Genomic DNA, 24,589 nt, shown 5'->3' with positions numbered 1-24,589 from the left:
TCAGCCACCCGGTCCGCCGGGTCTTGCTTTGGCGCCGACAGGCTCTTTTACGGTCTCCATCACCGTGAACGAGCTTGTCTGGTGTATCCCCGGAAGCTTGTTGATCTTGTCGCCCAACACTGTTCGGAAATGCGCGATGTCGCGTGTCCGAACGGTCAGCATGTAGTCGAATGATCCGGCGACCATCAGGCAGGTTTCGATTTCAGGTACCCGTCGCACGGCTTCGTTGAAACGGTCCAGCGAGTGTTCGGCTGTGGCCGTCAGCGAAACCTGCACCACCGTCAAGTGCCCCAGCCCCAGCCTCTCTTTGTCGATCACCGCGCTGTAGCCGGTGATGTACCCGCTCTTTTCCAGCCGTTTCACCCGCTCGGAACACGGCGTGTTGGTCAGGTTTACTCGGGCCGCCAGTTCGACTATTGGCAGGCGTCCATTGGCCTCGAGCTCGGCCAATATCCGTTGATCGATCTTATCCAAATCCCTGTCCATCAGGCAATTTCCCTGCGTTTTTGAGGTCTGGCGGCATATTTTCCTGAAAATAGACCGAAAAAATCTCCTTTTCCTAGTGATTTTTCCTGATACTTGACCGAAGGGCAGTCTTGTAAAACGAGTTCCAGGTTCCGGCTGCCCTGCCGGGGGCACGGGCCCCGGCCAAATCAACAAAAACGGAGGAACGAGATGACAACGAAAATTGTCATAGGACTGGACGGGACAGAGACCGGAGATCGCGCGGTCGGCTTTGCCAAGGATCTGGCAAGTCGGATTGGATCGTGTGAACTGCTGGTTGCCTATGTCATCGAATGGTCGCCCTATACTTTCCAAACTCCCGAGGAAAACGCCCTGCGGCACAAGCGGCGCGAAGAGGAGATCGCGCTTGCCACCAGCCGCGTGGTGGAACCCGCCGTCGAGGCCTTGAAGGCCGCAGGCTTCAGCGCCCGCGGTATTGTCCGCCATGGCGATGTGGCCGAAACGCTGAACGCGATCACGGTCGAAAACGGCGGATCGCAGATCGTCGTGGGACGATCCTCGGCTGACGGCATCAAAAAGCGAATCTTCGGCAGTTCGACCCAGAATCTGGTCATGCACGCCGACGTTCCGGTCACAGTCGTGAACTGACGGGAGGAGCAGACATGAAATCGATCAAAACCCTGGGCCTGTCCGGTGCGGCCTCGGCCCTGCTGGCCAACCCCGCACTTGCGCAGGAGGCCCCCGGTCTGGATGAAAAGATCAACCAGACCTTCGCGAATCTGACGGGCCCCTTCGTCAGCTTCATCTTCGCACCTTTTCCGGGAACGAGCTTTCCCTGGATCGTGATGTGGCTGGTCGTGGCCGCAACGGTGTTCACGCTGTATTTCGCCTTTGTGCAGATGCGGTTCTTCAGCCATGCGATCAGCTTGGTGAAAGGTGACTATTCCGACCCCAACGATGCGGGCGAGGTCAGTCACTTCCAAGCGCTGGCAACGGCGCTGTCCGGCACCGTCGGCCTGGGCAACATCGCGGGCGTCGCCGTGGCAGTCGGCATCGGCGGACCCGGTGCGACCTTCTGGATGATCCTCGCCGGCCTTCTGGGCATGGCGTCGAAATTCACCGAATGTACGCTGGGTGTGAAGTACCGCAACGAGTACGAAGACGGCACCGTTTCGGGCGGCCCGATGTACTACATGTCCAAGGGCTTTGCCGAGCTGGGTCTGCCCGGCGGCAAGATCCTGGCGGTCCTGTTCTCGATCTTCTGTATCCTTGGCGCGCTGGGCGGGGGCAACATGTTCCAGGCCAACCAGGCGCACCAGCAGATCGCGGGTATCGTTGGTGACTATCCCGGTTGGATCACCGGCCTGGTCTTCGCGGCCGTGGTGTTCATGGTCATCGTGGGCGGCCTGAAGTCGATCGCCCGCGTGACCGAGAAGGTCGTGCCGTTCATGGGCATCCTGTACGTCGCAACTGCGCTGGTCATCATCATCATGAACGCTGACATGATCGGCTGGGCCTTCGGTCAGATCTTCGCTGGTGCCTTCACCGGTCTGGGCGTGGCCGGCGGCATGGTCGGTGCTCTGATCCAGGGCTTCAAACGCGCCGCCTTCTCGAACGAGGCAGGCGTGGGTTCGGCGGCCATTGCACACTCGGCCGTTCGCACCAAGGAGCCGATCACCGAGGGCTTTGTTTCACTGCTCGAGCCGTTCATCGACACCGTGGTGATCTGCACCATGACCGCGCTGGTGATCATCATCACCCAGCAGCTGGTGATCGACCCGGCAACCGGCCTGTACGTGCTGAACGAAGCGGGCACCGCGATCGCAACCGTCGATGGCAACACCGGTGTCAGCCTGACTTCGGCCGCCTTCGGCAGCGCCTTCAGCTGGTTCCCCTACATCCTGGCCATCGCGGTGATCCTGTTCGCCTTCTCGACCATGATCAGCTGGTCCTATTACGGCCTCAAGGCCTGGACCTATCTGTTCGGCGAGGGCCACACCAAGGAACTGGTGTTCAAGATCATCTTCTGCGTCTTCGTGGTGATCGGGGCTGCGGCCAACCTGGGCCCGGTGATCGACTTCTCGGATGCGGCGATCTTTGCCATGGCCGTGGTCAACGTCTTTGCGCTCTACTTCCTGATGAAAGTGGTGCGTCAGGAACTGGCCTCGTACAGCGCGCGACTGAAAAGCGGCGAAATCCGCAAGTTCGCCGACTGATGACACCAACCGGGGCGGCCCTGCTGCCCCGGTTCCCGACCCCGGTGCAAAAAGCACCCGAACGGGTCAAAAACCCCTTGCCAGCATGACCGAACTTGCGTAAACGGCGCATCTGATCGCGCGACCGGCCGATGTGGCATGCCGAGTCGCGTTTCGGACCGAACCCTGAAAGGAGACGGAAATGCCCAAGATGAAGACCAAATCGAGCGCCAAGAAGCGCTTCAAGGTGACTGCGACCGGCAAGGTCATGGCTGGCCAGGCCGGCAAACGGCACGGCATGATCAAGCGGACCAAGAAGTTCATCCGCGACGCCCGTGGCACCACCACCCTGTCCGCCCCCGACGCCAAGATCGTCAAGGGCTACATGCCCTACGACCGCTAAGAGGAGATACCGATATGTCCCGCGTTAAAGGTGGAACCGTAACTCACGCCCGTCACAAGAAGGTCATCAAGGCCGCCAAAGGTTACTATGGCCGCCGCAAGAACACCTTCAAGGTTGCCCGTCAGGCCGTCGACAAGGCCAACCAGTACGCAACCCGCGACCGCAAGAACCGCAAGCGCAACTTCCGTGCTCTGTGGATCCAGCGCATCAACGCCGCTGTTCGTTCGCATGACGAAGCTCTGACCTATTCCCGCTTCATCAACGGCCTGAACCTGGCCGGCATCGAAGTGGACCGCAAAGTCCTGGCCGACCTGGCCGTGCACGAGCCGGAAGCGTTCGGCGCGATCGTCGCCAAGGCACAGGCCGCTCTGGCTGCCTGATCCTCTTTCGAGAGACAGTGAAAGAAAGGCCGTCCCGTTCGGGGCGGCTTTTTTCTTTGGATCGACCAGATTGGATTTCGCGTAAACCAAGTATGGGATTCCGTTATGGTCACTACACGCATTTGATGTAATCATCTGTTAAGTTTCACTGATGAATTGAATGCGGAATACTGAAATGCCTATTTGCCAAAGACTTACCCAAGCCCTTCTTGTCTTGACTGCAGTGGTGATCTGCCACCCGACAGTGGCACGATCACCGAACCTGACCTCCCTGACGTATTGGTTGAAACCTTTGATGGCGACGACACGACGCTCATACTGGGTGGGCAGATCGACTTTCAATCGGCCAAGCCGCCCTGGGTCGTCTATATGGCCGATGGAAAATTCGTCATGGAGAACAGACAGGATGCGCGCAGCCTTCAGTTCAACGACGTGGCGTGGGTGAAGTTTCCCGGCTCGGATTCGTTGGAGAGCACGCAGGACATGGTAATCTCTGCCGTGGTGGACGGAGAGTTCAGCGGCAAAAGCGGTGTGGGCATTCTGGTTGGCAGCGGAAAGTCCGGGAAATACGTGGCGTTCACTGTGGACGACAAAGGGCGCTATCACGTACTGCAAAAGGACGGCCGCCAATTGAGGCTGGTACACGCAGACAGACATGACGCGATACGCGTCGGCGCCCCGAACAAGCTGACCTTCCAGGTCCGAGGAGCGCATGTGGTTTTCTATGCCAACGGAACCAAGGTCGTTCAAACGCTGTTTTCAAAGCGAACGTCCTCGAACCCCGGCCAGGGCGCTCGGGCAGGGATAGGCCTGGCAGCCTTTGGAACTGGTCGTTTCGAATTTGATGAAGTTGAGATCAAAAGAGCCAACTGACGCCCAAAAACGCAGGTCGCGCGAACTGGAACCGTTGGGTGGTGTCCTCGCGAGGGTACTTGCCCCTCTGGCCTCCTGATCCTCATTCGCTAAACAGTGAGAGAAAGGACGCCCGACTAGGGGCGGCTTTTTTGGTGCCTGAGTGCCGGCTTTTTGCGCAGGCAGACATCCGGGCCAAAAACCGCTAGGCTTGCACGTGCTGAATTGACCAACATTGGTTTTGCGAGTGCCATGCTTGAATTTGATGCAGCAACAACGCGCCTACTCGATAGCGTGTATCAAGGTGCCGATGTCACCCGACGGCGGCGAGGGTCTTTTGACGCGTTGCGACCAGCCCCGGGTGATACCATCGCGGACGTTGGGTGCGGAAATGGTCTTTTGACAGCAGAGCTTGCTCGGGCGGTTGGTCCGACCGGGCGTGTTTTGGGCATCGACCCAAGTGAGGCGATGCGGAGTTCCGCCAAAAACCGCTGCCATGAATATGACTGGGTCCAGATCATGGAGGGTGAGGCAGGCCAACTTCCGGCCAAGGACGCGTCACTCGACAAGGCGGTGTCGGTTCAGGTTTACGAGTACTTGAACGACATTGCCGCCGCGGTGGAGGAGGCCCATCGCTGTCTCAGGACGGGTGGTCTGCTTGTCGTGGGCGACATCCATTTCGACAGTCTGGTTTGGTGCAGTGATGATCCGGCAAGAATGGATCGGATGATAAAAGCCTGGGACAAGCACTTTGTCGGGAGAGACGTGCCCGCTCTACTGCCGCCGATTTTGAGAGACCAGGGTTTCACAGTGGAAAGCGTCGCGCCAATCACGATTTGCGATAACGAACTCCGGCCAGATGGGCTGGCCAATATGATGATCACCCTGATGAAAAGGTTCGCCGAGTCCAACAAGCTCGTTCCGGATCAGGAAGCCAGGGAATGGGCGGATGAGCAGAGATCGTTGGCCGCGAAGGGCCGGTTTTTCTTTTCTCTAACCCATTTTGTCATCAGCGGGCGCAAATCCTAATATTTGGGTCTGGATGCGCTGATTGACTCAAACAAAGTCTATTGCCTGAGCGAATAGGGCTCAAAAAAGAAACCGGCGCGAAGAACGCCGGTTTCACTTGGTCTTTTATCCCGCGCTGGGTTTACCCGAACACACGCCCCAGTGCGCCATCAACCGCATCGGTGATTTGGTCGATGTCGTCCGCCGTGGCGATCAAAGCGGGCGAGAAGCACAGCGTGTTGTTGCGCCCGGGGACTGAACGGTTGGTCACGCCGATGATTACCCCTTGCGCCATGCAATCGGCCACGACCGCTTGGGCCAGCTTTTCGTCCACCGGTTCTTTGGACGCGCGATCCGCGACTAGTTCGGCACCCAGGAACAGGCCCTTGCCGCGCACGTCACCGATGACCTTGTGCTTGTCCATCAGTGCCTGCAGGTTGCCCATCATGCGATCACCCATCGCGGCGCAATTGCCCAGCAGGTTCTCGTCTTCGATGATGCGCATGTTCTCGATCGCCGCCGCGGGCCCAGCGGTGCAGCCGCCAAAGGTCGAGATGTCGCGGAAATAGTTCATCGGGTCCGCGGCATCGTCTTTGAACATGTCAAAGACTTCCTCGGTGGTCACCATGCAGGCAATCGCGGCATAGCCCGAGGCCACGCCTTTGGCCATGGTCACGAAATCGGGTTTCACGCCGTATTGCTGGTACCCGAACCAGGTACCGGTGCGACCCACGCCGCAGACGACCTCGTCGATATGCAGGAGGATGTCGTATTTCTTGCAGATCTCCTGCACGCGCTGCCAATAGCCCTCGGGCGCTTCGATCACGCCGCCGCCGGCGGTCACCGGCTCAAGGCACAGCGCGCCTACGGTGTCGGGGCCTTCGCGCAGGATCACGGCTTCGATCTGATCGGCGGCCCATTCGCCAAAGCTCTCTTCGGGTGCGCCGTCCAATTCGTGCTTGCGGTATTCCATGCAGTGCGGAACGCGCACGAAATCCGGCGCAAAGGGGCCGTATTGCGCGTTGCGCTCATCCTGACCGCCCGCCGACATCGCCGCCAGAGTCGAGCCATGATAGTCGCGGTCGCGATACAGGATCTTGGTCTTCTTGCCGCCGTATTTCTTGTGGGCGATCTGGCGGACCATCTTGAAAGCCTTCTCGTTCGCCTCGCTTCCCGAGTTGGTGTAGTAGACCCGGCTCATGCCCGGCATCTTCTCGATCAGCTTTTCGGCAAACAGCGCCCCGGGGATCGAGCCCGCCGAGTTCGCAAAGTAGCACAGCTTCATCAACTGGTCGTAGACGGCCTTGCAGATGGATTCGCGGCCATAGCCCACATTCACCGTCCATACGCCGCCCGAGACGGCATCCAGGTGTTCCTTGCCCTTTTGATCCCAGACGCGCATGCCCTTGCCTTCGACGATGATGCGCGGATCGTTCGTCTCAAACGGCTTGTGCTGGATCAGATGGTGCCAGATATGGGCGCGGTCGGCCTCGACCACGCGGGAAAGATCGTTTTCGTTGAACGTGCCGTCCATGACATGTCCTTTCAGTAAGACGCGACGCGCGGGAATCACGATGCCCGGCGGGCGCGGATGAACCAGATACCGCAGATCAGCCCGAAAGCCCGGTACGCAGTAGGGCCAGATTACCCGATCACGTAGCTCCAGTATATTCGCCTCGCGTATTTTTACGGGTTTGTTTTGCGGCAACCTTTGTGCTCAATACGAAAAATCCGACGACTTGGGGAGGAGAGGCGGATGGCGACCCACAGCATTTATCAGCGCGATCTGGACAAAGGCCCGGCAAATTTTACGGCCCTGTCCCCGCTCAGCTATATCGAGAGGACCGCGGCCGTTTACCCTGACTATCCCGCCGTGGTCTATGGTGACCGGCGCCATAGCTGGGCGCAGACCTATGCGCGCTGCCGCCAGTTGGCCAGTGCGCTGGCCGCGCGTGGGGTGGGCGCGGGCGACACGGTATCGATCATCGCCGCCAACATCCCCGAAATGTACGAGGCGCATTTCGGTGTGCCCATGGCAGGCGCGGTGTTGAACACGATCAACACAAGGCTCGATGCCCCGATCATCGCCTTCATCCTCAACCACGCCGAATCCAAGGTGCTGCTGGTCGATCCCGAATTCTCGGGCGTGGTGAAGCAGGCGCTGGAGCAGGTGGACCACGACATTCTGGTGATCGACATCGAGGACCCGAGTTTCGACGGAGGTGAGAAACTGGGCGCGCAGACCTATGACGACCTGCTGGCCGAGGGCGACCCGGAATTCGACTGGTCTTTGCCCGCCGATGAATGGGACGCGATCACGCTGAACTACACCTCTGGCACCACGGGCAACCCCAAGGGTGTCGTCTATCACCACCGTGGCGCGGCGCTGAATGCCACGTCGAACATCCTGACATGGGGCATGCCGCAGCATTCGGTCTATCTGTGGACGCTGCCGATGTTCCACTGCAACGGCTGGTGTTTCCCCTGGACCATGGCCGCGAACGCGGGCACGTCCATCTGCCTGCGCGCGGTGCGGGACGAGCCGATCTACCGCGCCTTTCGCGACGAGCGCGTGACCCATTTCTGCGGCGCGCCCATCGTTCTGAACATGCTGGCCAACGCGCCCGATCATCTCAAGGATTTCGATCATGAGATCAAGGTGATGACCGCAGGTGCCCCGCCGCCCGCCGCGGTGATCGCGGCGATGGAGGGGATGGGCATCGAAGTCACTCATGTCTATGGCCTGACCGAGACCTACGGGCCGTCGGTCGTGTGCGCCTGGAAGGACGAATGGAACGACAAGCCCGCCGAGGAGCGCGCCGCGCTCAAGGTGCGGCAGGGGGTGAAATACGTTGCCCTGTCGGGGCTGATGGTGGCTGATCCCGAAACGCTCGAGCCGGTGCCGGCCGATGGCGAGACCATGGGCGAGATCTTCATGCAGGGCAACATCGTGATGAAAGGGTATCTGAAGAACCCCGAGGCCACGCAGAAAGCGTTCCGCGGCGGCTGGTTTGCCTCGGGCGATCTGGGGGTGATGCATCCCGACGGCTATATCGCGCTGAAGGACCGGTCAAAGGACATCATCATTTCGGGGGGCGAGAACATCTCGTCGGTCGAGGTCGAGGATGTCCTCTACAAGCACCCCGCCGTGATGGAGGCCGCCGTGGTCGCCAAACCGGACGAGAAATGGGGCGAGACGCCTTGCGCCTTTGTCGAGCTGAAGCCGGGCGCCGAAGCGACCGAGGCCGATTTGATCGCGTTCTGCCGCGATCAGATGGCCCATTTCAAGGCACCCAAGACGGTGGTGTTCGGGCCGCTGCCCAAGACATCGACGGGCAAGATCCAGAAATTCAAGCTCAGGGAACAGGCGCGGGCGCTGGGCTAGGCGCCCTGCCGGTCAAAGATCGACAGGTCCAGATCCAGCATCTCGCCCATCCAGATCGCCCGGTCGCGGTGGTCGGGCAGGTGCTGGCCGGTTTCGGGGTGGGTGAACACGGTCAGCCCCTGCCGGTTCAGCATCAGCCACGGTATCACCTTGTCGAAGGCATCGGCGGCAAAGCTCAGCTGGCAGCTCCAGCGGGGGTGAGGGCCGACATTGCGGCTGTGCATGTGGCCCATCTGGACAGGGAGCAGGCGTGCAGCCTCCCCGCAGACACGGCGGGCGGTGTCCTGCGTTTCGGCGTCGAAATAGACATGGGCGTGATAGCCGGTGATCTGTGGCATCGGGGGCCTCGTGCGGTGGTTTCCGGCACAAGGCTAGGCCCGATCGGCGCCGGTGCACAGACGCATCGGCAAACAGACCCTGTGCGCGGCTCAGCCCGGCGCGTGGGCGTCCGGGTGGGCCGCTGCAAAGGCGGGGTGGTCGGCACAGGCCGCCTCGACCGCCAGAATGCGCGGCATGTCCGACAGATCGACCTGCCAGCGCCGGGCGTTGTACATCTGCGGGATCAGGCACAGATCGGCCAGCCCGGGCGTTGATCCCGTGCAATAGGGGGCTTGTTCGAACCCTTCCAGCATCGCCTCGAAGGCCAACAGACCGGGGCGGATGAAATGGCGCATCCAGTCGCCGGGCATGTCGCCCCGTCTGCCGCTCAGCTGCGTGGCGTGGCGGGCGACCTTCAGGTTGCAGACCGGGTGCAGATCGACCGCGATGGCATGGGCCAGCGCCTGCGCCCTGGCCCGCGCAACCGGCTCGTCCGGCAGTAGGTTCAGGCCCCGCGTCCGGTCGAGATAGTCCAGAATGGCCAGCGACTGGGTCAGTTGCACGCCGTCGATCTCGAGCACCGGCACAAAGCCCTGCGGGTTGCGTGCCAGATGCGCGGTCGCGGTCTGCTCGCCCTTGACCAGATCGACGGTCTGCGCGCGATAGGCGATCCCGGCCAGGTTCAGCGCGATGCGCACCCGGTAGCTGGCCGAGGACCGCCAGTAGTCATACAGGACGACGTCGCTCATCGGGCTTTGGCCGCGTCGATCGCCTGTTTCAGGATGGCCCGGTCGCCGATATGGTTGGCCAGCACCAGCACCAGCCGCGCATTCAGCGCATCGCTTTCGGCCTTGTCCAGACCGTCGTGCGCGGCCAGCAGATCGGCATAGAAATCATCCGCGCCGTCGATATTCGGGGTGAGGATCAGTTCATCCATTGTGCCTACTCCTTGCCGATGGCCCGGCGGATCGCATGCCGGAACGCGTTGTCTTCATAGCTGTCGCGCCGCGCCGCCACATGCTGGTCGGGCCGGATCAGATAGACCGCACCTTCCGCGTCGCCCAGATACCGCCGCTTTAGCGCCAGCGTCCGGTCGTCCTTGACCGACAGCGCCAGCCGCTCGACCGTCACGCCCTCTTCCTCGATCCTGTCTGGGGCGTCGGCGTCGATGGTCAGCAGGGTGAACTTGCCCGCCAGCTTGGGCAACAGGAACGCATCCCCCAGCGGCGCATCGGGGCAGGGCGATCCGGGGCGCGTTTCGGCCGGACCATTCAGCGCATCGGCCGAATTCAGCAGCGAGCCGTCATAGGTGCAGGGCACGCTCAACCGCCCGGAATTCACCAGCGGGCGGGCGAACTCATAATGTTCGCTCAGGTCCAGCACCGCGTCGCGCAGGATGCGTGACATTTCCGATTTCGGCGTGATGAAATCAGTCGAGCGGGTGGAGTTCAGGATGTTTTCGTCCGCGCCGTGGATGCGCTCGACATCATAGCTGTCCAGCAGGCTGTCGGGGGCGGTGCCGTCAAGGACCATCTTCATTTTCCAGCACAGGTTGTCGGTGTCCTGCAGGCCCGAATTGGCCCCGCGCGCGCCGAAGGGGCTGACCTGATGCGCGCTGTCGCCGGCAAACAGGACGCGGCCGTGGCGGAACTTCTCCATCCGGCGGCACTGGAAGGTATAGATGCTGACCCATTCCAACTCGAACTGGACATCCTCGCCCAGCATCGCCTTGAGGCGCGGGATCACGTTTTCGGGGCGCTTTTCCCGTTCCTTGTCGATGTCCCAGCCCAGTTGCAGGTCGATGCGCCAGACATTGTCGGGCTGTTTGTGCAACAGCGCCGACTGGCCACGGTTGAAGGGCGGGTCGAACCAGAACCAGCGCTCGGTCGGGAAATCGGCCTCCATGATCACGTCGGCGATCAGGAAGTTGTCCTCGAACACGCGGCCCACGAAATCCAGTCCCAGCATCCGGCGGGTGGGCGAGTTGGCCCCGTCGCAGGCGATCAGCCAGTCGGCCTCGACGGTGTACGACCCCTCGGGCGTTTCCACCTCGAGCTTGACGTGGTCGTCATGGGTGCCGATCGCCTCGACCTTGTTGCGGCCACGGATCTCGAGCGGTGCGCCCTGGGCCTGCAACGCGCGGACCCGTTCGACCATGAACTGCTCAAAGTAGTATTGCTGAAGGTTGATGAAGGCCGGATGGGCGTACCCCTCATCGGGCTGCAGGTTGAATTCATAGACCTTTCGGTCGTCGAAAAACACCTTGCCGGTGTTCCACAGCACGCCCTTGTCCACCATCGGCCGGGCGCAACCCAGTCGGTCGGAGATTTCCAGCGTGCGCTGGGCGAAACAGATGGCGCGGCTGCCGAAACTGACCTTGTCGTTGTCGTCCAGCACCACCACCTCGACGCCCTGTTGGGCTAGATCGATGGCGGCGGCCAGCCCGACCGGACCCGCGCCAATCACGATCACCTGATGCCGCACCGGGGCGGGGGCATCCTGATCGGGGCTGCGGGCATAGGCATAGAGCGGCTGTTCAAAAATCTTGTTCATGGGCTCTCTCCCCAAGTTCTGTGCGCGTGGCGCACAATCCCTGCCCACCGGCGCGTGGCGCCGATGGCTCTCCTCCATGGTCGCATCGTTTTCAGGCCGGCAACACGATCTGGATCAAGTCGCCGGGCCATTTCTCAGCCTTGCAGGGCCTCCCACATCTCCAGATCGCGCTGGGCGGTCCAGATGCGCGGGGTGTCGATGCCGCGCGCTTCATCATAGGCACGGGCCACGTTGAAGGGCAGACAGTGTTCATAGATGGCGTAGTCCGAGAATTTCGGATCGCATTCCGCACGCACTGCGTCCCAGGCCTCTTTCAGACTGCCGCCGCGCGCCGCCACCTTGGCGGCCGGGCGATAGGTGCTTTCGACGAAATCGCGGGTGTTCTCGATGGCGGCGTTCACCATTTCCTTGCCGACAAGCGCATCGCCGCGCCCCGGGGCGATGGCGTCCACGTCGAACCACTGGATCTGATCCAGCGTATCGCCCCAGTCGCTGAAATGCCCGTCACCGCAATAGCAGGCCGAGTGATATTCGACGATGTCGCCGGTGAACATCACGTTCTGGTCGGGCACGTGGATGACGATGTCACCGGCGGTATGCGCCCGCCCCAGATGCATCAGGTCGACCCGGCGGTTGCCCAGATAGACCGTCATCGTGTCGTTGAAGGTGGTGGTGGGCCAGGTCAGGCCGGGGATGCTTTCGTGGCCTTCGAACAGGCGCGGGAAACGCTGGAACTCGCTGTCCCAGTCCTCTTGCCCGCGCGCGACGACCATGGCGCGGGCCATGTCCGACATGATGATCTGTTGCGCACCGAAGGCGCTGGCGCCCAGCACGCGGACCGCGTGGTAGTGGGTCAGCGCCACATGAGTGATCGGCTTGTCAGTTACGGACCGGATGCAGTCGATCACCTTTTGCGCCAGGCGCGGTGTGGCTTGCGCCTCGACCACCATCACGCTGTCATCGCCGATGATGACGCCCGAGTTGGGATCGCCCTCGGCGGTGAAGGCATACAGCCCTTCGCCCACCTCGGTGAACGAGATCTTCTTTTCGGTCATGTCCCCTTGGGACGCGAATGCCTTGGCCATTTGGCGCTCCTTATCGTGCGTATGGGTCTTCAAGGGCGGGCAGCACCGTGCCGGTGCAATCGCCGAAGCCGATCGTGTAGCCGTCGCCCAGGGCAGCGCCCTTCAGGGTCAGCGTGTCGCCGTCCTCGATGAAGCTGCGCGTTTCGCCGGTCTCCAGCGTGATGGGTTCCTTGCCGCCCCAGCTGAGTTCCAGAAGCGAGCCGCGGCTGTCCTTCGTCGGCCCCGAAATCGTGCCCGAGCCAAGCAGGTCGCCCACGTTCATCGGGCAACCCGAGGTGGTATGATGCGCCAGTTGCTGCGCCGAGGAATAATACATTTCCTTGTAATTGGTGCGGGCGATGGTGGATGCCGGTTTGCCCTCGGGCGCCATCGTCACCTCAAGCTCGATGTCATAGAGCATTGGGCCGCAGTCCTTGAGGTGGTCCAGCAGTTCGACCTCACGCGGGGGCGTGTCGCAGCGGAAAGGGTCCAGCGCGGCCTTGGTTACGATCCACGGCGAAATCGAGGTAGCGGTCGCCTTGGCCTGGAACGGGCCCAGCGGCTGGTATTCCCAGGCCTGGATGTCGCGCGCAGACCAGTCGTTCAGCAGGACATAGCCAAAGATATGATCGTCGGCCTCCTGCACGGTGATCGGGCCGTCGGACGGGGTGCCGACGATGGCGCCCATCTCCAGCTCGATGTCGAAACGGCGGCTGGGCAGGAAGGCGGGGCGGTCATGGTCGGGCGACTTCAACTGCCCCCACGGGCGGCGGATATCGGTGCCCGAGACTACCACAGACGAGGCCCGTCCGTTGTAGCCAATGGGGATGTGCAACCAGTTGGGCGGCAGCGCGTTTTCCGGGCCGCGGAACATGGTGCCGACGTTGGTGGCGTGGTGCTTGCCGGCGTAGAAATCGGTGTATTCGCTGACGGCGAAAGGCATGTGCAGTTGGGCCTCGGCCTGCGGAACCAGCAGCGGTTCGACCTTGTCCTGTTCTTTCGACCCTTTCGCCAGCAGGGCGGTCAGCCGCTCGCGCAGCGCGGCCCAGACAGCCGGACCCTGTTCCATCAGCGGGTTCCAGAAGGGCAGATCGAACAGCGGCTCGTCGCCCAAAGTGATCAGCCCCTCGGCCTCGGCGGCGGACACGTCGAGGATCATGTCCCCGATGGCCACGCCGCAGCGCGGCTCGGAACCTGCAGTCGAAAAGACGCCATAGGGCAGGTTGTTCAGCGGAAACGGGTGGTTCGCGTCATTGGCCGAGGCCACCCAGGATTTCATCAATGGCATTGCGTTTCCTTGTGCAGTGCGGTGGCCGTGGGCCACCGGTGTCATTTCTTGCCGGGCGTGCCGTCGAATTTCTTTTCCAGATCCGTCCAGCAATCGATGTAGTCATCCTGCAGCGGCGCCTCGTTCGCGGCAAAGGCGGTCAGGTGCTGCGGGAAGCGGGTCTCGAACATGAAGGACATGGTGTTGTCCAGCTTGTCCGGCCCCAGATTGGCGTTGGATGCCTTTTCAAAGGCTTCCTTGTCGGGGCCATGCGGGATCATCATGTTGTGCAGGCTCATGCCGCCCGGCACGAAGCCCTGCGGCTTGGCGTCATACTGGCCGTAGATATTGCCCATCAGCTCGGACATGATGTTCTTGTGGTACCACGGCGGGCGGAACGTGTCCTCCATCACCATCCAGCGTTCGCGGAACAGGACGAAATCGATATTCGCGGTGCCCGGCACGCCCGAAGGCGCGGTCAGCACGGTAAAGATCGACGGATCGGGGTGGTCGAACAGGATGGCCCCGACCGGGCAGTAGGTGCGCAGGTCGTATTTGTAGGGCGCGTAGTTGCCATGCCAGGCCACCACGTCCAGCGGGCTGTGGCCGATCTTGGTGGTGTGGAACTGGCCGCACCACTTGATCGTCACGGTCGAGGCCACCTCGCGATCTTCGAACGCCGCGACAGGCGCCTTGAAGTCACGCGGGTTGGCCATGCAGTTGGCGCCGATCGGGCCGCGGCCCGGCAGCTCGAATTTCTGGCCGTAGTTTTCGCAGACGAAACCGCGGCAGGGACCTTCCAGCACCTCGACACGGTAAACCAGGCCGCGCGGGATGATGGCGATCTCCTTGGGTTCCAGGTCGATGATGCCCAGCTCGGTCGCAAAGCGCAGCCGGCCTTCCTGCGGCACCACCAGCAGCTCGGAATCGGCCGAGAAGAAATAGTCGTCGACCATCGATTCAGTGACCAGATAGATGTGGCTGGCCATGCCGACCTGGGTGTTCACGTCCCCGGCGGTGGTCATGGTGCGCATGCCGGTCAGCCAGGTCAGCGGCTGGTCGGAATGAGGCACCGCGTCCCAGCGGTACTGGCCCAGGCTGATCACGTCTGGATCGACATTCGGGGCGCTTTTCCAATAGGGCAGGTCGATCTTTTCATAGCGGTGGGAATGCTTGACCGACGGCCGGATGCGATAGCACCAGGTGCGCTCGGGCGGGTTGGCGGTGAAGGCGGTGCCGCTGAGCTGTTCGCCGTAAAGGCCATAGTTGCATTTCTGCGGGCTGTTCATGCCCTGCGGCAGCGCGCCGGGCAGCGCCTCGGTCTCAAAGTCGTTTCCAAAGCCGGGCATATAGCCTGCGTGGGTGCCAACGGGCGTGCTGGCTTGGGTCAGAGCGTGCGGGTCAGTCGGACGATTCATCGGGGTTCCTCCGTTTGCTGCTTGTCGGATAATAGTTGATTTTGTAACTAACAACCATGACACAGCCAGATTCCGCCGAAAAAGATGACTTCGACCTGCGAAATTTCCTGCCTTTCCTGCTCAACCAGGCAGCCGAGGAAAGCTCGTTGGATTTTCAAAAGGTCTACAAGAACCGCTATGGGATGCTGCGCACCGAATGGCGCGTGTTGTTCCATCTGGGCAATTACGGAGAGATGACCGCCAAGCAGATCGGGGAACGTGCCAAGATGCACAAGACCAAGATCAGCCGCGCGGTGCACAAGCTGGAACAGCGCCGATACCTGCGGCGCACCCGCGACGAAAACGACCGCCGGATGGAGCGGCTGACCCTGACCCCCGCCGGTCTGACGGTGTACCGCGAATTGCGCGACATCGCCCGCGACTATGACGCCCGGCTGGCGGGCATGTTCACCACAGGCGAGGCGGCCCTGTTGCGGATGATGCTGCGGCGGCTGGCCGGGATGGACTGACCTCTGGTAATCTGGCCCCGCAACCCCCAAGTGGGGTGCAGACCAGACGGAGCCCCAAGATGCCATCCACCGACCCCAAAGCCTACGCCGAAAACCTGATCGGATGGTTGCTGGACCGGGGGCTGGAGGGGGCCGAACAGTCGGAAATACTGGAAGGCTATTGCCTGCGGCTTGTGGATGCGGGCGTTCCCCTGATGCGGTTTCACGCCGCCCAGAGCGCCTATCACCCCACTTATGGCGGTACCGGCTTCAACTGGTACCGTGACGAAGGGGGCAGCGTCGAGAATTACGAACACACCGAGGTACCGCCCGCACAATGGGTGAACAGCCCGCTTTACGAGATGCTGCAGACCGGCGCGAAGGAACTGCGCGAGAGGTTGAAGGACCAGAACGAACCCAGCCGGTTTCCGTTTCTCAACGAACTGCACCAGAGGGGCGCCACCGACTATTTCGCATCCGGGCTGGTTTTGCAGAAGGTCGAACCCGAGCGCCGGATCGCGCTGGACCAGATGCCCGAGGGGGTTCTGATGTCTTGGGCGACGGATCACGCCGAGGGGTTCGACGAAACGCATCTGGATCTTATCCGATATGCCCTGCCGCATCTGGGCCTCGCCTTGAAATCGGCCGCGAACCGGAAGATGGCGCAGGATCTGTTGCGTGTCTATCTGGGCGGGGATGCTGGCCACCGTGTACTGTCGGGTGAAATCCGGCGCGGGTCGCTACAGCAGATCGACGCTGTGATCTGGAATTTCGACCTCGAGGGCTTTACCGGCCTGGCCGAACGCCTTCCGGGGTCGGACATCATCGCGATGCTGAACGACTATCTGGCCGTGGCGGTCGAGGTCGTTCAGGGTTGTGGCGGCAATATCCTGAAATTCATGGGCGACGGCTTGATGGCCATGTTCGACGTGGGCGAGATCGACGAGGACGCCCGCGCCGCGCTGGCCGCTGTGACTGTTCTGCAAGAGCGCATTGCAGTGCTCAACGCGGAACGGGCTGCCGCCGGCTTGCCGGTTGCCAATTTCACCCTTGCTCTGCATTCGGGCGAAATCCTTTACGGCAATATCGGTGCTGAAAGCCGGCTGGATTTCACTGTGATCGGACCGGCGGTGAACCAGGCTGCGCGTATTGCAGGCATGCACCGATCGCTGGATCGACGTATCTTGATCTCGGATGACGTGGCCCGCGCCGCTCAGCCCTGCGAACAGGAACTGATCTCGGTCGGGCGCTACATGCTGCGCGGCGTACCCGAACCCAAAGAGCTGTTCACGATCTTCGCGCCGACGGCTTAGAAGTCGATCTCGACCCCGGGCAGGTTCAGTTCACGCATCATGTCGCGCAGCTCCTGCCGCGCGGCGATGTTCGAAATGTTGAGCTGTTTCACCCCGATATCCTTGAGGTCCAGCAGAGTCAGCCCGCGCGGAAACAGTTCGCGAAAGATCACACGCTCGGAAAAGCCCGAGGCAACGCGGAAGCCGATGCGCTGCGACAGCATTTCGATGGCGCGCTGCATCTTTTCCTTGTTGACCATGCGTTGGGTGCCCACGCGGTTGCGCACCACGACCCAGTCGATCGGTTTCAGCCCGGCCTGCGCCCGCAATTGCCGCGCGTTCCAGACCATCTCGGAATAGACCGAGGGGCCGAGAATCTTTTCGCCCTTCGAGTCGATCCGGGCCAGCAGGTCGAAATCGATGAAACTGTCGTTCAGCGGCGTGATCAGCGTGTCGGCCAGCGAATGGGCCACCTGGCTCAGCCTTGTGTGGGAGCCGGGGCAGTCGATCAGGATGAAATCGCTGTCGCTCTCCAACTCGGCCACGGCGGCGGACAGGCGGTGGTCATAGATGTTCTCTCCGGGTTTGAGCTTGCTTGCGTCGATCTCGGGCAGGTCATGGTGGCGCGGGCTGGGCAGTTCCAGCTTTTCCGTGGACAGGAAATTGCGGCGGTTCTCGAAGTAGCGGCCCAGGCTGCGCTGCCGCAGGTCCAGATCCAGGGTGCTGACCTTGTTTCCAAAACGCGCAAGCGCGGTTGCAACATGCATGGAAACCGTCGACTTGCCTGCGCCGCCCTTTTCGTTCCCCACAACGATGATATGTGCCATACCTGTATTCCCAAGTCGCGCCGTGATTGCCTACACGTTGTTTGAACCCACTATATGTTGTGTGATCCGCGAAGAAAAGCGGTCCTGTAGGGTCTGCGGGACAATATCAGTGTCTAAATTGGATTTTTTCGCGATACCCGCCGCTTGACGCTTGGATGTTGCCAAACGGGGCGTCCGTCGCCACAGTCTGCAAACTGACTTGGACGCAAGGACCCGGTTTGGAGCACGTATTCCTGAACGTATTGAACATCGTTCTGCCGGTGCTGATCTGTGCCGGTGTGGGGTACGGGCTGGCGGTCGCGCGCGCACCGTTCGACAACAAGGTGATCGGCGGGATTGTCTCGAAGGTGGGATATCCGACACTGATCATCTCCCATCTGTCCGCCACCAAGATCCAGATTGCCACGTTTCTGGACATGATGGCTGCTGCTGCCCTCGCCATTGCGGCGTTCGGCGTGCTCGGATTTCTGGCGTTGCGGCTGTTGCGTTGGCCGGTGCGGGCGTTTCTGACCCCGCTGATGCATGGCAATGTGGGCAATATCGGATTGCCGATCACTTTGCTGGCACTGGGCGATGCGGGCATGGCCTATACGATGGCTTTTGTCGTCGTGGTATTGGTGAGTATTTTCACGGTCGGCATGTGGATCCCGGCCGGAGAGTTCTCGGCGCGCAAGCTTGCAACATCTCCGATCATCTATGCGGTTATCATCGCGCTGACGCTGATGGCTACGGGGTCTACCCTGCCGCAACCGATCGCCAAATCCTTTGACATTCTGGGCGGGCTGTCGATCCCGCTGATGTTGCTGACACTGGGTCACACGCTGGCCACGCGTCGGACGGGCAGCCTTGGCCGGGCGGTCGTTCTGACAGGTCTGCATCTCGTTCTGGCCGTCGGGATCGCCACCACGCTTGTCTGGCTGTTCGGCTTTACCGGGGTCGAACGCGGAGCGCTGATCCTCTGCTGCCTGATGCCGTCCTCGGTTGCGACATACCTGTTCATCGACCAGCATGTTCCGGAATATGGCCCGGAAGTGGCCGGATACATCATGGTCTCAACCCTGACGACGATCCTGGTGCTGCCACTCGCCTTGGCCTACTGGATCTGACTTTGCCCAACCAGGAACCGAAATCATGATATTGCACTGCGTGTTCTTCACTTTCCGATCAGATGCACCGCAGGACGCGCGCCGTGCCGTTCTGACCGGCTTGGCCGAGCTATGCGCCGACCTGGAGGGGGTCTTGACCTTTGAAAGCGGCCCCAATCTCGATTTTGAAGGAAAGTCGCAGGACTATCGCGATGGGTTCGTGATCCGCTTTGCGGATCGAACCGCCGTGCAGGCTTATGCCGAACACCCGAAACACCGCCGGTTGGGCGGTCAGCTGTGTGATCTGTGTCAGAATGGTGCTGACGGGATCATCGTCTTTGATCTCGACGTGCCGGACGCGCAATAGAAGCGGCCAACGAAAAAGGCCGCCCCCATGGGGACGGCCTTGGAAATTCCGAAAAGGCGTGGGTTCAGAAACCCAGGCCTTCGTATTTCTTCTTGAACTTCGACACGCGACCGCCGGCGTCCATCAGACGCGACGAGCCACCGGTCCACGCGGGGTGCGAGGAGGGGTCGATTTCCAGGGCCAGCTGATCGCCTTCGGCGCCCCAGGTCGATTTCATCTGGATCACGGTGCCGTCGGTCAGTTTGACGTCGATCATGTGGTAGTCGGGATGGATGTCTTTTTTCATCTTTCCGCTCCTTACGCCTCGGCGCCAGCCTTGGGCTTGTAGTTGGTGACTTCTGCGATACGAGCGGATTTACCGCGACGGGTACGCAGATAGTACAGTTTGGCGCGACGGACGCGGCCACGACGGACAACGGTGATGCTGTCGATGTTGGTCGAATACAGCGGGAACACACGCTCCACGCCTTCGCCAAACGAGATCTTGCGAACGGTGAACGATCCGGCGATGCCGTCGCCGTTTTTGCGCGCGATGCAGACGCCTTCGTAGTTCTGCACACGGGTGCGCGAGCCTTCGGTCACCTTGTAGCCGACACGGATGGTGTCACCGGCTTTGAAGTCGGGGATGTCTTTCCCCAGGGCGGCAATCTGTTCCGCCTCAAGCTGTGCGATCAGGTCCATCGCAGTTACTCCTATCTGCTCGTGGTTGGTCCACGAAGTTGGGCACGATCTGAGAGCTCTTGGTCTTCTCCGGGTCCCGCGATCTGCAGCCCGCCAGAGGTCAGGTCGAATGTTCCTTTTGGTCCGGGTTATTCCACAGCTTCCCTGATCCGAAGAAGGGCAGGTGCGTTCCTGCGATCAACCCAAAACACCGGAGTCGCCCGAAAGGCGGCACCAGATTGCGCCCGTTTAGGGAAGTCGGACGTGTATATCAAGCCCAAATCGCCGGTTTTCAGGCCAAATCGCGGTGGATTTGGTGGGAATCCGCCGTCACCTGTACCGCGACGTTGCCTTGTGCCGGGGATCGGGCATTCTGGGTCATAATTTGAGGGCAGGTTTAGAGGCAGAGCAACAGGATGAGCAAAGCGATTTTATGCGTGGTTCTAGCGCTGACACTGATGTCTTGCGGGCGTCGTGCGCCGGCGCCCCAAATCGTAGACCAACCGATGGTCGCGGGCCTTTCCGGACCTTCGGTTTTGTACCCAGCCTTTGCGGATGCCGACCCGCATGACTGGGAGCGGCGGCGGCCCGAGCACTATCCCGTGCATGGGCTCGACGTCTCGCGCTGGCAGGGACCGATCGACTGGCGCCAGGCCAAGGCCTCGGGGGTCAGTTTCGTGTTCATTAAGGCGACCGAAGGGGGCGACGTGGCCGATCCGATGTTCCAGGATCACAGTCAGGGCGCTCGTGCGGCAGGGGTTCCGTGGGGGGCATATCACTATTACTACTTCTGCCGCCCCGCGGCCGAGCAGGCCCGCTGGTTCATTCGAAACGTTCCACGTGGGGCCGACCTGCCGCATGTGCTGGACATGGAATGGACCCCCCATTCCAAAACCTGCACCCTGCGCCCCGATGGCAAGACGGTGCGGGCCGAGGCGGAAAGGTTCCTCGACATACTGGAGCGACATTACGGCCGCCGGCCGATCGTCTACACCACGGTCGATTTCTACGAGGACACAGGGATCGGACGGCTGCCAAAGACCGAGTTCTGGCTGCGCTCGGTCGCGGGGCATCCGCGCAATGTCTATCCCAAGGCAGTCTGGCGGTTCTGGCAGTATACGGGTACCGGTTTGGTTCCCGGCGTGCAGGGGCGGGTGGACATCAACGCCTTCAATGGCTCGCCTGATATCTGGGCGCGATGGAAGGCGGGCGCACCCTAGTCGTCGACTTCCCCGCGCGCCTTCAGGTAGGCATCCCACAGGTCCGGGCGGCGCGTGCGGGTAATCTCTTCCGCCATCTGGTGACGCCATTCGGCGATGCGCCCATGATGTCCGGACATCAGGATCGGAGGGATCTCGCGCCCGTTCCACTCGGCCGGCCGAGTGTATTGTGGATGTTCCAGCAAGCCGGACGAAAAGCTCTCTTCCTCGGTCGAGGCCTGATTGCCCAGAACGCCGGGCAGCAGTCGCACGGTGGCATCGATCAGCGCCTGGGCGGCAATCTCGCCTCCGGTCATGACGAAATCGCCCAGCGAGACTTCCCGGATGCCGTAGTGCTCCAAAACCCGTTCATCAACGCCTTCAAAGCGGCCACACAACAGGGTTATGCCATCGCACCGGGCCAAATTCTGCATCATGCGCTGATCCATCCGGCGCCCGCGCGGGCTGAGGTAGATCAGCGGCCAGTTGCCCTGTACCCCATCCATCGTGTGATCAATGGCGGCCCCCAGTACATCCGGCCGCAACACCATGCCGGCACCGCCGCCTGCGGGCGTGTCGTCGACATTGCGATGCTTGCCGACTCCGAACTGCCGCAGATCGACCGTTTCCAGTTGCCACAGCCCCTCTTGCAGCGCCTTGCCGGTCAGGCTTTCGCCCAAGACGCCGGGAAAGGCAGATGGGAACAGCGTGATCACCTTGGCCTTCCACACGCCATGCAGGTCCGGCGTGGGCGTCAGCAGCTCACGCGGTTTCAGCGTGGGGCGAATAGCCTTGCGGCCATATGACTTTGCAGGTTTGTCCGTCATGTGTTCGTGGTCAGGCTGTTTTGGGCGCGTTCGACGATGCGGGCTTTCTGTCGGACCAGCGCCGCCTCGTCCAGCCCCGATCGGTTCAACTCGAGCATTTCGGACAGCGCTTCTCGCGGCAATGCCGGGTTTGACCGAGTGGGCTTGACCAGCAGGGCGGCTTTCTCGGGCGGAAGATCCAGGAACTCGGCAAAAGGTGTGCCGGGGCCAAAGCTGCGCTCACGTAGGTCTTCCAGCCATTCGGTCTGCACTCGAACCGAGGGCAGCCGATCACGAACGGCGTCCGCAGTCTGCTGCAGCGACGGGAGCTCTTCGAGCTTCTCGCGGAACGTGTCAAAATCCTGCACAAGCCGCGTGCGCTGAAGATCATGGGCCCAGAGGCTGCGGATCCAACTGCCGCGCTGGCGCAACGAGAGATAGACGGTGATGTCCAGTTCCGACCCGACAAGCCGGTTGCGCAGCGTATCGACCACGCAGGCGGCCAGATCAGGGGCTTCGGCGTATCCCACAACCAGATTGCGGCTGGGGCGAAGCCCCGAGAAGTTCTCCTCGCTCAGGATCAGCCCGCGCTTTTCCCCGAAATCCAGCTTCGCCAGAATTTCGCGCCAGCGATTGCCGAATTCGGACAGCGTACCGAATGTCCCATACAGCGAATGGCGCGTGGCGGCTTCGGATAACCCGGATTTGCGGGTGACATATGGCAGAACCAATGCGTGGCGCGGCCAGATAAGCGCTCGGTTCTCGAACAGAAAGGATTGCGCGGCAGTCGTGCCGGTCTTGTGAAGGCCCAGATGCAGCAAGATGCGCCGCGTCACAGCAGACCCTCGGGAGGGTCGGCGACGATACGCCCAGCCTCAAGGTCAACTGTGGGTACGGCGGCCTTGGTGAATGGCAGGAATACAGTCGATTTTAGCCCCGGCCCGTGCAGTTCGAGCAGGTCGTCGGCGCCGTGGTTTTGCACCGATTTGACCCGCCCCAACAGGGTTCCGCCGGTGTCATAAACCTCAAGCCCCAAAAGGTCGGCGTGATAGAATTCGTCATCCGGAAGCGATGGCAACTGCTCGCGCCGGGCATAAAGGCGCAGCCCCTTCAGGGCGTCCGCCTGTTCCTTGGTTTCGACCCCGCCCAGACGCGCGGCAAACCCGTTCTTGATTGCGCGGGTGATGATCAGTGGATAGCGCTGGGCGCCACTCTCGTCGGTCAGGGGGGAGTAGGTCTCGATATCCTCGGGTACCGCACAATAGCTTTTCAGGCGGACCTCGCCGCGTACGCCAAAGGACCCGGCGATGCTGCCGACACAGATCAGATCAGTCATTGGGCATTTCCGTTGTCACGCATATTCCACTTTCCCAGACACCGATTTCGCCGCAGGCTTCGCGTTGATTGTTGCGTTCAAAGAACACGCCCACAATAAAGGCGATCAGCAGCAGGATGGGAAGGCGTATCAATCCAAACATGCCACCCTACCGCGTTTCCACCGGCAGGCTGCCGCGGCGGCACTCCCAGCCATGGGTTTCCAGGTCGGGCGTGTCCGAGCAGTCCTCGGGCCAGCCCACGCAGAAATAACCGATCAGCCGCCAGCCTTCGGGCACCGACAGGTCGCGGGCTAGCCGGTCGGGATCGAGGATCGAGACCCAGCCCAGCCCCAGGCCATGCGCGCGCAGCGCCAGCCAGAACAAAGTGACGGCCGAGACCACCGAATAACGGCGCATCTCGGGCATGGTGCCTGCGCCCAGCCCCTGGCCCTTGTCGGTGGAGTCATCGCAGAACACCGCTAGCTGCACCGGCGCCTCCTGCATGCCCGACAGTTTCAGCTGGCTGTACAGCTGCGCCCGGTCACCGGAATAACCCGACAGCGCGGCGTCATTGGCCGCCTTGAAATTCTCCAGCGCCGCGGTCCGGGCCGCTGGGCTCTCGACGCGGATCACGCGCCACGGTTCGCTCAGCCCCACCGAAGGGGCCAGCTGAAACGCGTCGAGGCAGCGCGTCAGCACTGCCTCGTCCACCGCGTCGGTGCGGAACCGGCGTACATCGCGCCGGAGCCGCATCAACAGATCGAACTGCGTGCGGAAGTCTTCGGTGAAAGCCTGATCCTGCACGCGCCCGCCTGTTTACTCTTCTGCAGCAGCAGCTTCTTCTTCGGCCGGAGCGGCAGCAGCCTCTGCGGCTTCAGCAGCCTTGGCGGCTTTCTCTTCGGCGCGCTCCTGGGCCTTCTTGCCCGGGGTGCCCTTCTGAGGGTTGTTGCGCTCGGCTTTTTCCTTGGCGCCGGCGGCTTCCAGCATGCGGGCGATCCGGTCGGTCGGCTGCGCGCCCTGGTCCAGCCAGTACTGGATGCGCTCCATGTTCATTTTTACGCGCTCTTCGCTGTCCTTCGGCAGCAGCGGGTTGTAGGTGCCCAGCTTCTCGATGAAACGGCCATCGCGAGGCATGCGGCTGTCAGCTGCAACGATGCGGTAGAAGGGGCGCTTTTTCGAGCCGCCACGGGCCAGACGAATTTTCATTGCCATTGTGGTATCTCCTTTGGATGGCGTTGGCC

At 61.6% G+C, this 24,589-nt stretch carries 30 protein-coding genes; 12 read left to right on the top strand and 18 right to left on the bottom strand.

The annotated features are described in order from the left end of the window. Complete coding sequence (locus ACR0NY_RS18020) at positions 1 to 486, bottom strand: Lrp/AsnC family transcriptional regulator (RefSeq protein WP_093965149.1); 486 nt, start codon at positions 484 to 486, stop codon at positions 1 to 3. A 189-nt stretch (positions 487 to 675) separates the two neighbouring features. On the opposite strand from ACR0NY_RS18020, the gene ACR0NY_RS18015 reads away from it, so the two are divergent. From ACR0NY_RS18015 to ACR0NY_RS17990, 6 genes are all read left to right on the top strand, one after another. Continuing rightward, positions 676 to 1,113, top strand: coding sequence for a universal stress protein (locus ACR0NY_RS18015; RefSeq protein WP_093965150.1), 438 nt, complete (start codon positions 676 to 678; stop codon positions 1,111 to 1,113). Between the two features lie 14 nt (positions 1,114 to 1,127). After that, a complete protein-coding gene (locus ACR0NY_RS18010; RefSeq protein ID WP_170370095.1) occupies positions 1,128 to 2,681 on the top strand; it encodes an alanine/glycine:cation symporter family protein in 1,554 nt (517 codons plus the stop codon). A 181-nt stretch (positions 2,682 to 2,862) separates the two neighbouring features. Then, positions 2,863 to 3,063 (top strand): 50S ribosomal protein L35, encoded by a 201-nt coding sequence (gene rpmI / locus ACR0NY_RS18005; RefSeq protein ID WP_005981143.1) that lies wholly within the window; start codon positions 2,863 to 2,865, stop codon positions 3,061 to 3,063. A 14-nt stretch (positions 3,064 to 3,077) separates the two neighbouring features. Further along, complete coding sequence (gene rplT / locus ACR0NY_RS18000; RefSeq protein ID WP_093965154.1) at positions 3,078 to 3,443, top strand: 50S ribosomal protein L20; 366 nt, start codon at positions 3,078 to 3,080, stop codon at positions 3,441 to 3,443. A 279-nt stretch (positions 3,444 to 3,722) separates the two neighbouring features. After that, positions 3,723 to 4,316, top strand: a complete 594-nt coding sequence (locus tag ACR0NY_RS17995) for a hypothetical protein (protein WP_170342766.1) — start codon at positions 3,723 to 3,725, stop codon at positions 4,314 to 4,316. A 231-nt stretch (positions 4,317 to 4,547) separates the two neighbouring features. Beyond that, entirely contained in the window at positions 4,548 to 5,324 is a 777-nt protein-coding gene (locus tag ACR0NY_RS17990; RefSeq protein ID WP_170370093.1) for a methyltransferase domain-containing protein, read from the top strand. A gap of 121 nt (positions 5,325 to 5,445) precedes the next feature. Here the strand turns inward: ACR0NY_RS17990 and ACR0NY_RS17985 are convergent, their stop codons facing one another. After that, complete coding sequence (locus tag ACR0NY_RS17985) at positions 5,446 to 6,837, bottom strand: aminotransferase family protein (protein ID WP_170342762.1); 1,392 nt, start codon at positions 6,835 to 6,837, stop codon at positions 5,446 to 5,448. 222 nt (positions 6,838 to 7,059) lie between these two features. Between ACR0NY_RS17985 and ACR0NY_RS17980 the strand changes: the two genes are divergently transcribed. Then, a complete protein-coding gene (locus ACR0NY_RS17980; RefSeq protein ID WP_170370091.1) occupies positions 7,060 to 8,688 on the top strand; it encodes an acyl-CoA synthetase in 1,629 nt (542 codons plus the stop codon). Here ACR0NY_RS17980 and ACR0NY_RS17975 read toward each other — a convergent pair. The 7 genes from ACR0NY_RS17975 to hmgA all read right to left on the bottom strand — a co-directional run bounded on the left by ACR0NY_RS17975 (position 8,685) and on the right by hmgA (position 15,308). Then, positions 8,685 to 9,026, bottom strand: a complete 342-nt coding sequence (locus ACR0NY_RS17975) for a DOPA 4,5-dioxygenase family protein (RefSeq protein WP_170342759.1) — start codon at positions 9,024 to 9,026, stop codon at positions 8,685 to 8,687. The two genes, ACR0NY_RS17980 and ACR0NY_RS17975, sit on opposite strands and share 4 nt — an antisense overlap. Before the next feature lie 90 nt (positions 9,027 to 9,116). Continuing rightward, on the bottom strand, positions 9,117 to 9,755 hold the full coding sequence (gene maiA, locus ACR0NY_RS17970; protein WP_170370089.1) for a maleylacetoacetate isomerase: 639 nt from the start codon (positions 9,753 to 9,755) through the stop codon (positions 9,117 to 9,119). Beyond that, a complete protein-coding gene (locus tag ACR0NY_RS17965) occupies positions 9,752 to 9,943 on the bottom strand; it encodes a DUF2783 domain-containing protein (RefSeq protein ID WP_005981201.1) in 192 nt (63 codons plus the stop codon). Before ACR0NY_RS17965 ends, maiA begins: the two co-directional genes overlap by 4 nt. A gap of 5 nt (positions 9,944 to 9,948) precedes the next feature. Beyond that, complete coding sequence (locus ACR0NY_RS17960) at positions 9,949 to 11,559, bottom strand: FAD-dependent oxidoreductase (protein ID WP_170370087.1); 1,611 nt, start codon at positions 11,557 to 11,559, stop codon at positions 9,949 to 9,951. Between the two features lie 134 nt (positions 11,560 to 11,693). After that, positions 11,694 to 12,644, bottom strand: a complete 951-nt coding sequence (locus tag ACR0NY_RS17955) for an MBL fold metallo-hydrolase (protein WP_170342754.1) — start codon at positions 12,642 to 12,644, stop codon at positions 11,694 to 11,696. A 10-nt stretch (positions 12,645 to 12,654) separates the two neighbouring features. Further along, positions 12,655 to 13,911 (bottom strand): fumarylacetoacetase, encoded by a 1,257-nt coding sequence (gene fahA, locus ACR0NY_RS17950; RefSeq protein WP_170370085.1) that lies wholly within the window; start codon positions 13,909 to 13,911, stop codon positions 12,655 to 12,657. 41 nt (positions 13,912 to 13,952) lie between these two features. Further along, complete coding sequence (gene hmgA, locus ACR0NY_RS17945; protein WP_170342752.1) at positions 13,953 to 15,308, bottom strand: homogentisate 1,2-dioxygenase; 1,356 nt, start codon at positions 15,306 to 15,308, stop codon at positions 13,953 to 13,955. 56 nt (positions 15,309 to 15,364) lie between these two features. Here hmgA and ACR0NY_RS17940 point away from each other — a divergent pair, with 56 nt between their 5' ends. Both ACR0NY_RS17940 and ACR0NY_RS17935 read left to right on the top strand, forming a co-directional pair. Beyond that, complete coding sequence (locus ACR0NY_RS17940; RefSeq protein ID WP_093965172.1) at positions 15,365 to 15,817, top strand: MarR family winged helix-turn-helix transcriptional regulator; 453 nt, start codon at positions 15,365 to 15,367, stop codon at positions 15,815 to 15,817. A 59-nt stretch (positions 15,818 to 15,876) separates the two neighbouring features. Continuing rightward, on the top strand, positions 15,877 to 17,109 hold the full coding sequence (locus tag ACR0NY_RS17935) for an adenylate/guanylate cyclase domain-containing protein (RefSeq protein ID WP_170342750.1): 1,233 nt from the start codon (positions 15,877 to 15,879) through the stop codon (positions 17,107 to 17,109). On the opposite strand, the gene ACR0NY_RS17930 is transcribed toward ACR0NY_RS17935, so the two are convergent. After that, the gene (locus ACR0NY_RS17930; protein ID WP_170370083.1) at positions 17,106 to 17,915 is read right to left on the bottom strand and encodes a division plane positioning ATPase MipZ; all 810 of its coding nucleotides are present in this window, start codon (positions 17,913 to 17,915) and stop codon (positions 17,106 to 17,108) included. The two genes, ACR0NY_RS17935 and ACR0NY_RS17930, sit on opposite strands and share 4 nt — an antisense overlap. 218 nt (positions 17,916 to 18,133) lie before the next feature. Here ACR0NY_RS17930 and ACR0NY_RS17925 point away from each other — a divergent pair, with 218 nt between their 5' ends. Next, positions 18,134 to 19,021 (top strand): AEC family transporter, encoded by an 888-nt coding sequence (locus ACR0NY_RS17925; protein ID WP_170370081.1) that lies wholly within the window; start codon positions 18,134 to 18,136, stop codon positions 19,019 to 19,021. Positions 19,022 to 19,046: 25 nt separating this feature from the next. After that, positions 19,047 to 19,367 carry a Dabb family protein gene (locus ACR0NY_RS17920; protein WP_170370079.1) on the top strand — a complete coding sequence of 107 codons (321 nt, stop codon included), beginning with the start codon at positions 19,047 to 19,049 and terminating at the stop codon, positions 19,365 to 19,367. A gap of 64 nt (positions 19,368 to 19,431) precedes the next feature. Here the strand turns inward: ACR0NY_RS17920 and rpmE are convergent, their stop codons facing one another. Both rpmE and rplS read right to left on the bottom strand, forming a co-directional pair. Continuing rightward, on the bottom strand, positions 19,432 to 19,653 hold the full coding sequence (rpmE, locus tag ACR0NY_RS17915; protein ID WP_093965180.1) for a 50S ribosomal protein L31: 222 nt from the start codon (positions 19,651 to 19,653) through the stop codon (positions 19,432 to 19,434). 11 nt (positions 19,654 to 19,664) lie between these two features. Then, positions 19,665 to 20,048 (bottom strand): 50S ribosomal protein L19, encoded by a 384-nt coding sequence (gene rplS / locus ACR0NY_RS17910; protein WP_093965183.1) that lies wholly within the window; start codon positions 20,046 to 20,048, stop codon positions 19,665 to 19,667. A gap of 395 nt (positions 20,049 to 20,443) precedes the next feature. Here rplS and ACR0NY_RS17905 point away from each other — a divergent pair, with 395 nt between their 5' ends. After that, positions 20,444 to 21,247 (top strand): glycoside hydrolase family 25 protein, encoded by an 804-nt coding sequence (locus ACR0NY_RS17905; RefSeq protein WP_170370077.1) that lies wholly within the window; start codon positions 20,444 to 20,446, stop codon positions 21,245 to 21,247. Here the strand turns inward: ACR0NY_RS17905 and trmD are convergent. From trmD to rpsP, 6 genes are read right to left on the bottom strand one after another with little or no spacing between them, the layout of a single operon-like run. Then, positions 21,244 to 22,053, bottom strand: coding sequence for a tRNA (guanosine(37)-N1)-methyltransferase TrmD (trmD, locus tag ACR0NY_RS17900; RefSeq protein ID WP_170370075.1), 810 nt, complete (start codon positions 22,051 to 22,053; stop codon positions 21,244 to 21,246). The two genes, ACR0NY_RS17905 and trmD, sit on opposite strands and share 4 nt — an antisense overlap. After that, complete coding sequence (locus ACR0NY_RS17895; protein ID WP_170370073.1) at positions 22,050 to 22,868, bottom strand: hypothetical protein; 819 nt, start codon at positions 22,866 to 22,868, stop codon at positions 22,050 to 22,052. Before ACR0NY_RS17895 ends, trmD begins: the two co-directional genes overlap by 4 nt. Next, the gene (gene rimM, locus ACR0NY_RS17890; protein WP_093965189.1) at positions 22,865 to 23,368 is read right to left on the bottom strand and encodes a ribosome maturation factor RimM; all 504 of its coding nucleotides are present in this window, start codon (positions 23,366 to 23,368) and stop codon (positions 22,865 to 22,867) included. The genes ACR0NY_RS17895 and rimM overlap by 4 nt, the downstream gene beginning before the upstream one ends. Then, positions 23,361 to 23,510, bottom strand: coding sequence for a hypothetical protein (locus ACR0NY_RS17885; RefSeq protein WP_170342739.1), 150 nt, complete (start codon positions 23,508 to 23,510; stop codon positions 23,361 to 23,363). Before ACR0NY_RS17885 ends, rimM begins: the two co-directional genes overlap by 8 nt. 6 nt (positions 23,511 to 23,516) lie before the next feature. Continuing rightward, positions 23,517 to 24,152 (bottom strand): 5,6-dimethylbenzimidazole synthase, encoded by a 636-nt coding sequence (gene bluB / locus ACR0NY_RS17880; RefSeq protein WP_170370071.1) that lies wholly within the window; start codon positions 24,150 to 24,152, stop codon positions 23,517 to 23,519. Between the two features lie 12 nt (positions 24,153 to 24,164). After that, the gene (gene rpsP, locus ACR0NY_RS17875) at positions 24,165 to 24,560 is read right to left on the bottom strand and encodes a 30S ribosomal protein S16 (RefSeq protein WP_093965193.1); all 396 of its coding nucleotides are present in this window, start codon (positions 24,558 to 24,560) and stop codon (positions 24,165 to 24,167) included. Between the last annotated feature and the right edge of the window lie 29 nt (positions 24,561 to 24,589).

The organism is Ruegeria sp. BJ5, assembly GCF_056537865.1.
Note: the sequence above shows the minus strand (reverse complement) of the source record. Positions and strands in the feature narration are given on the sequence as shown.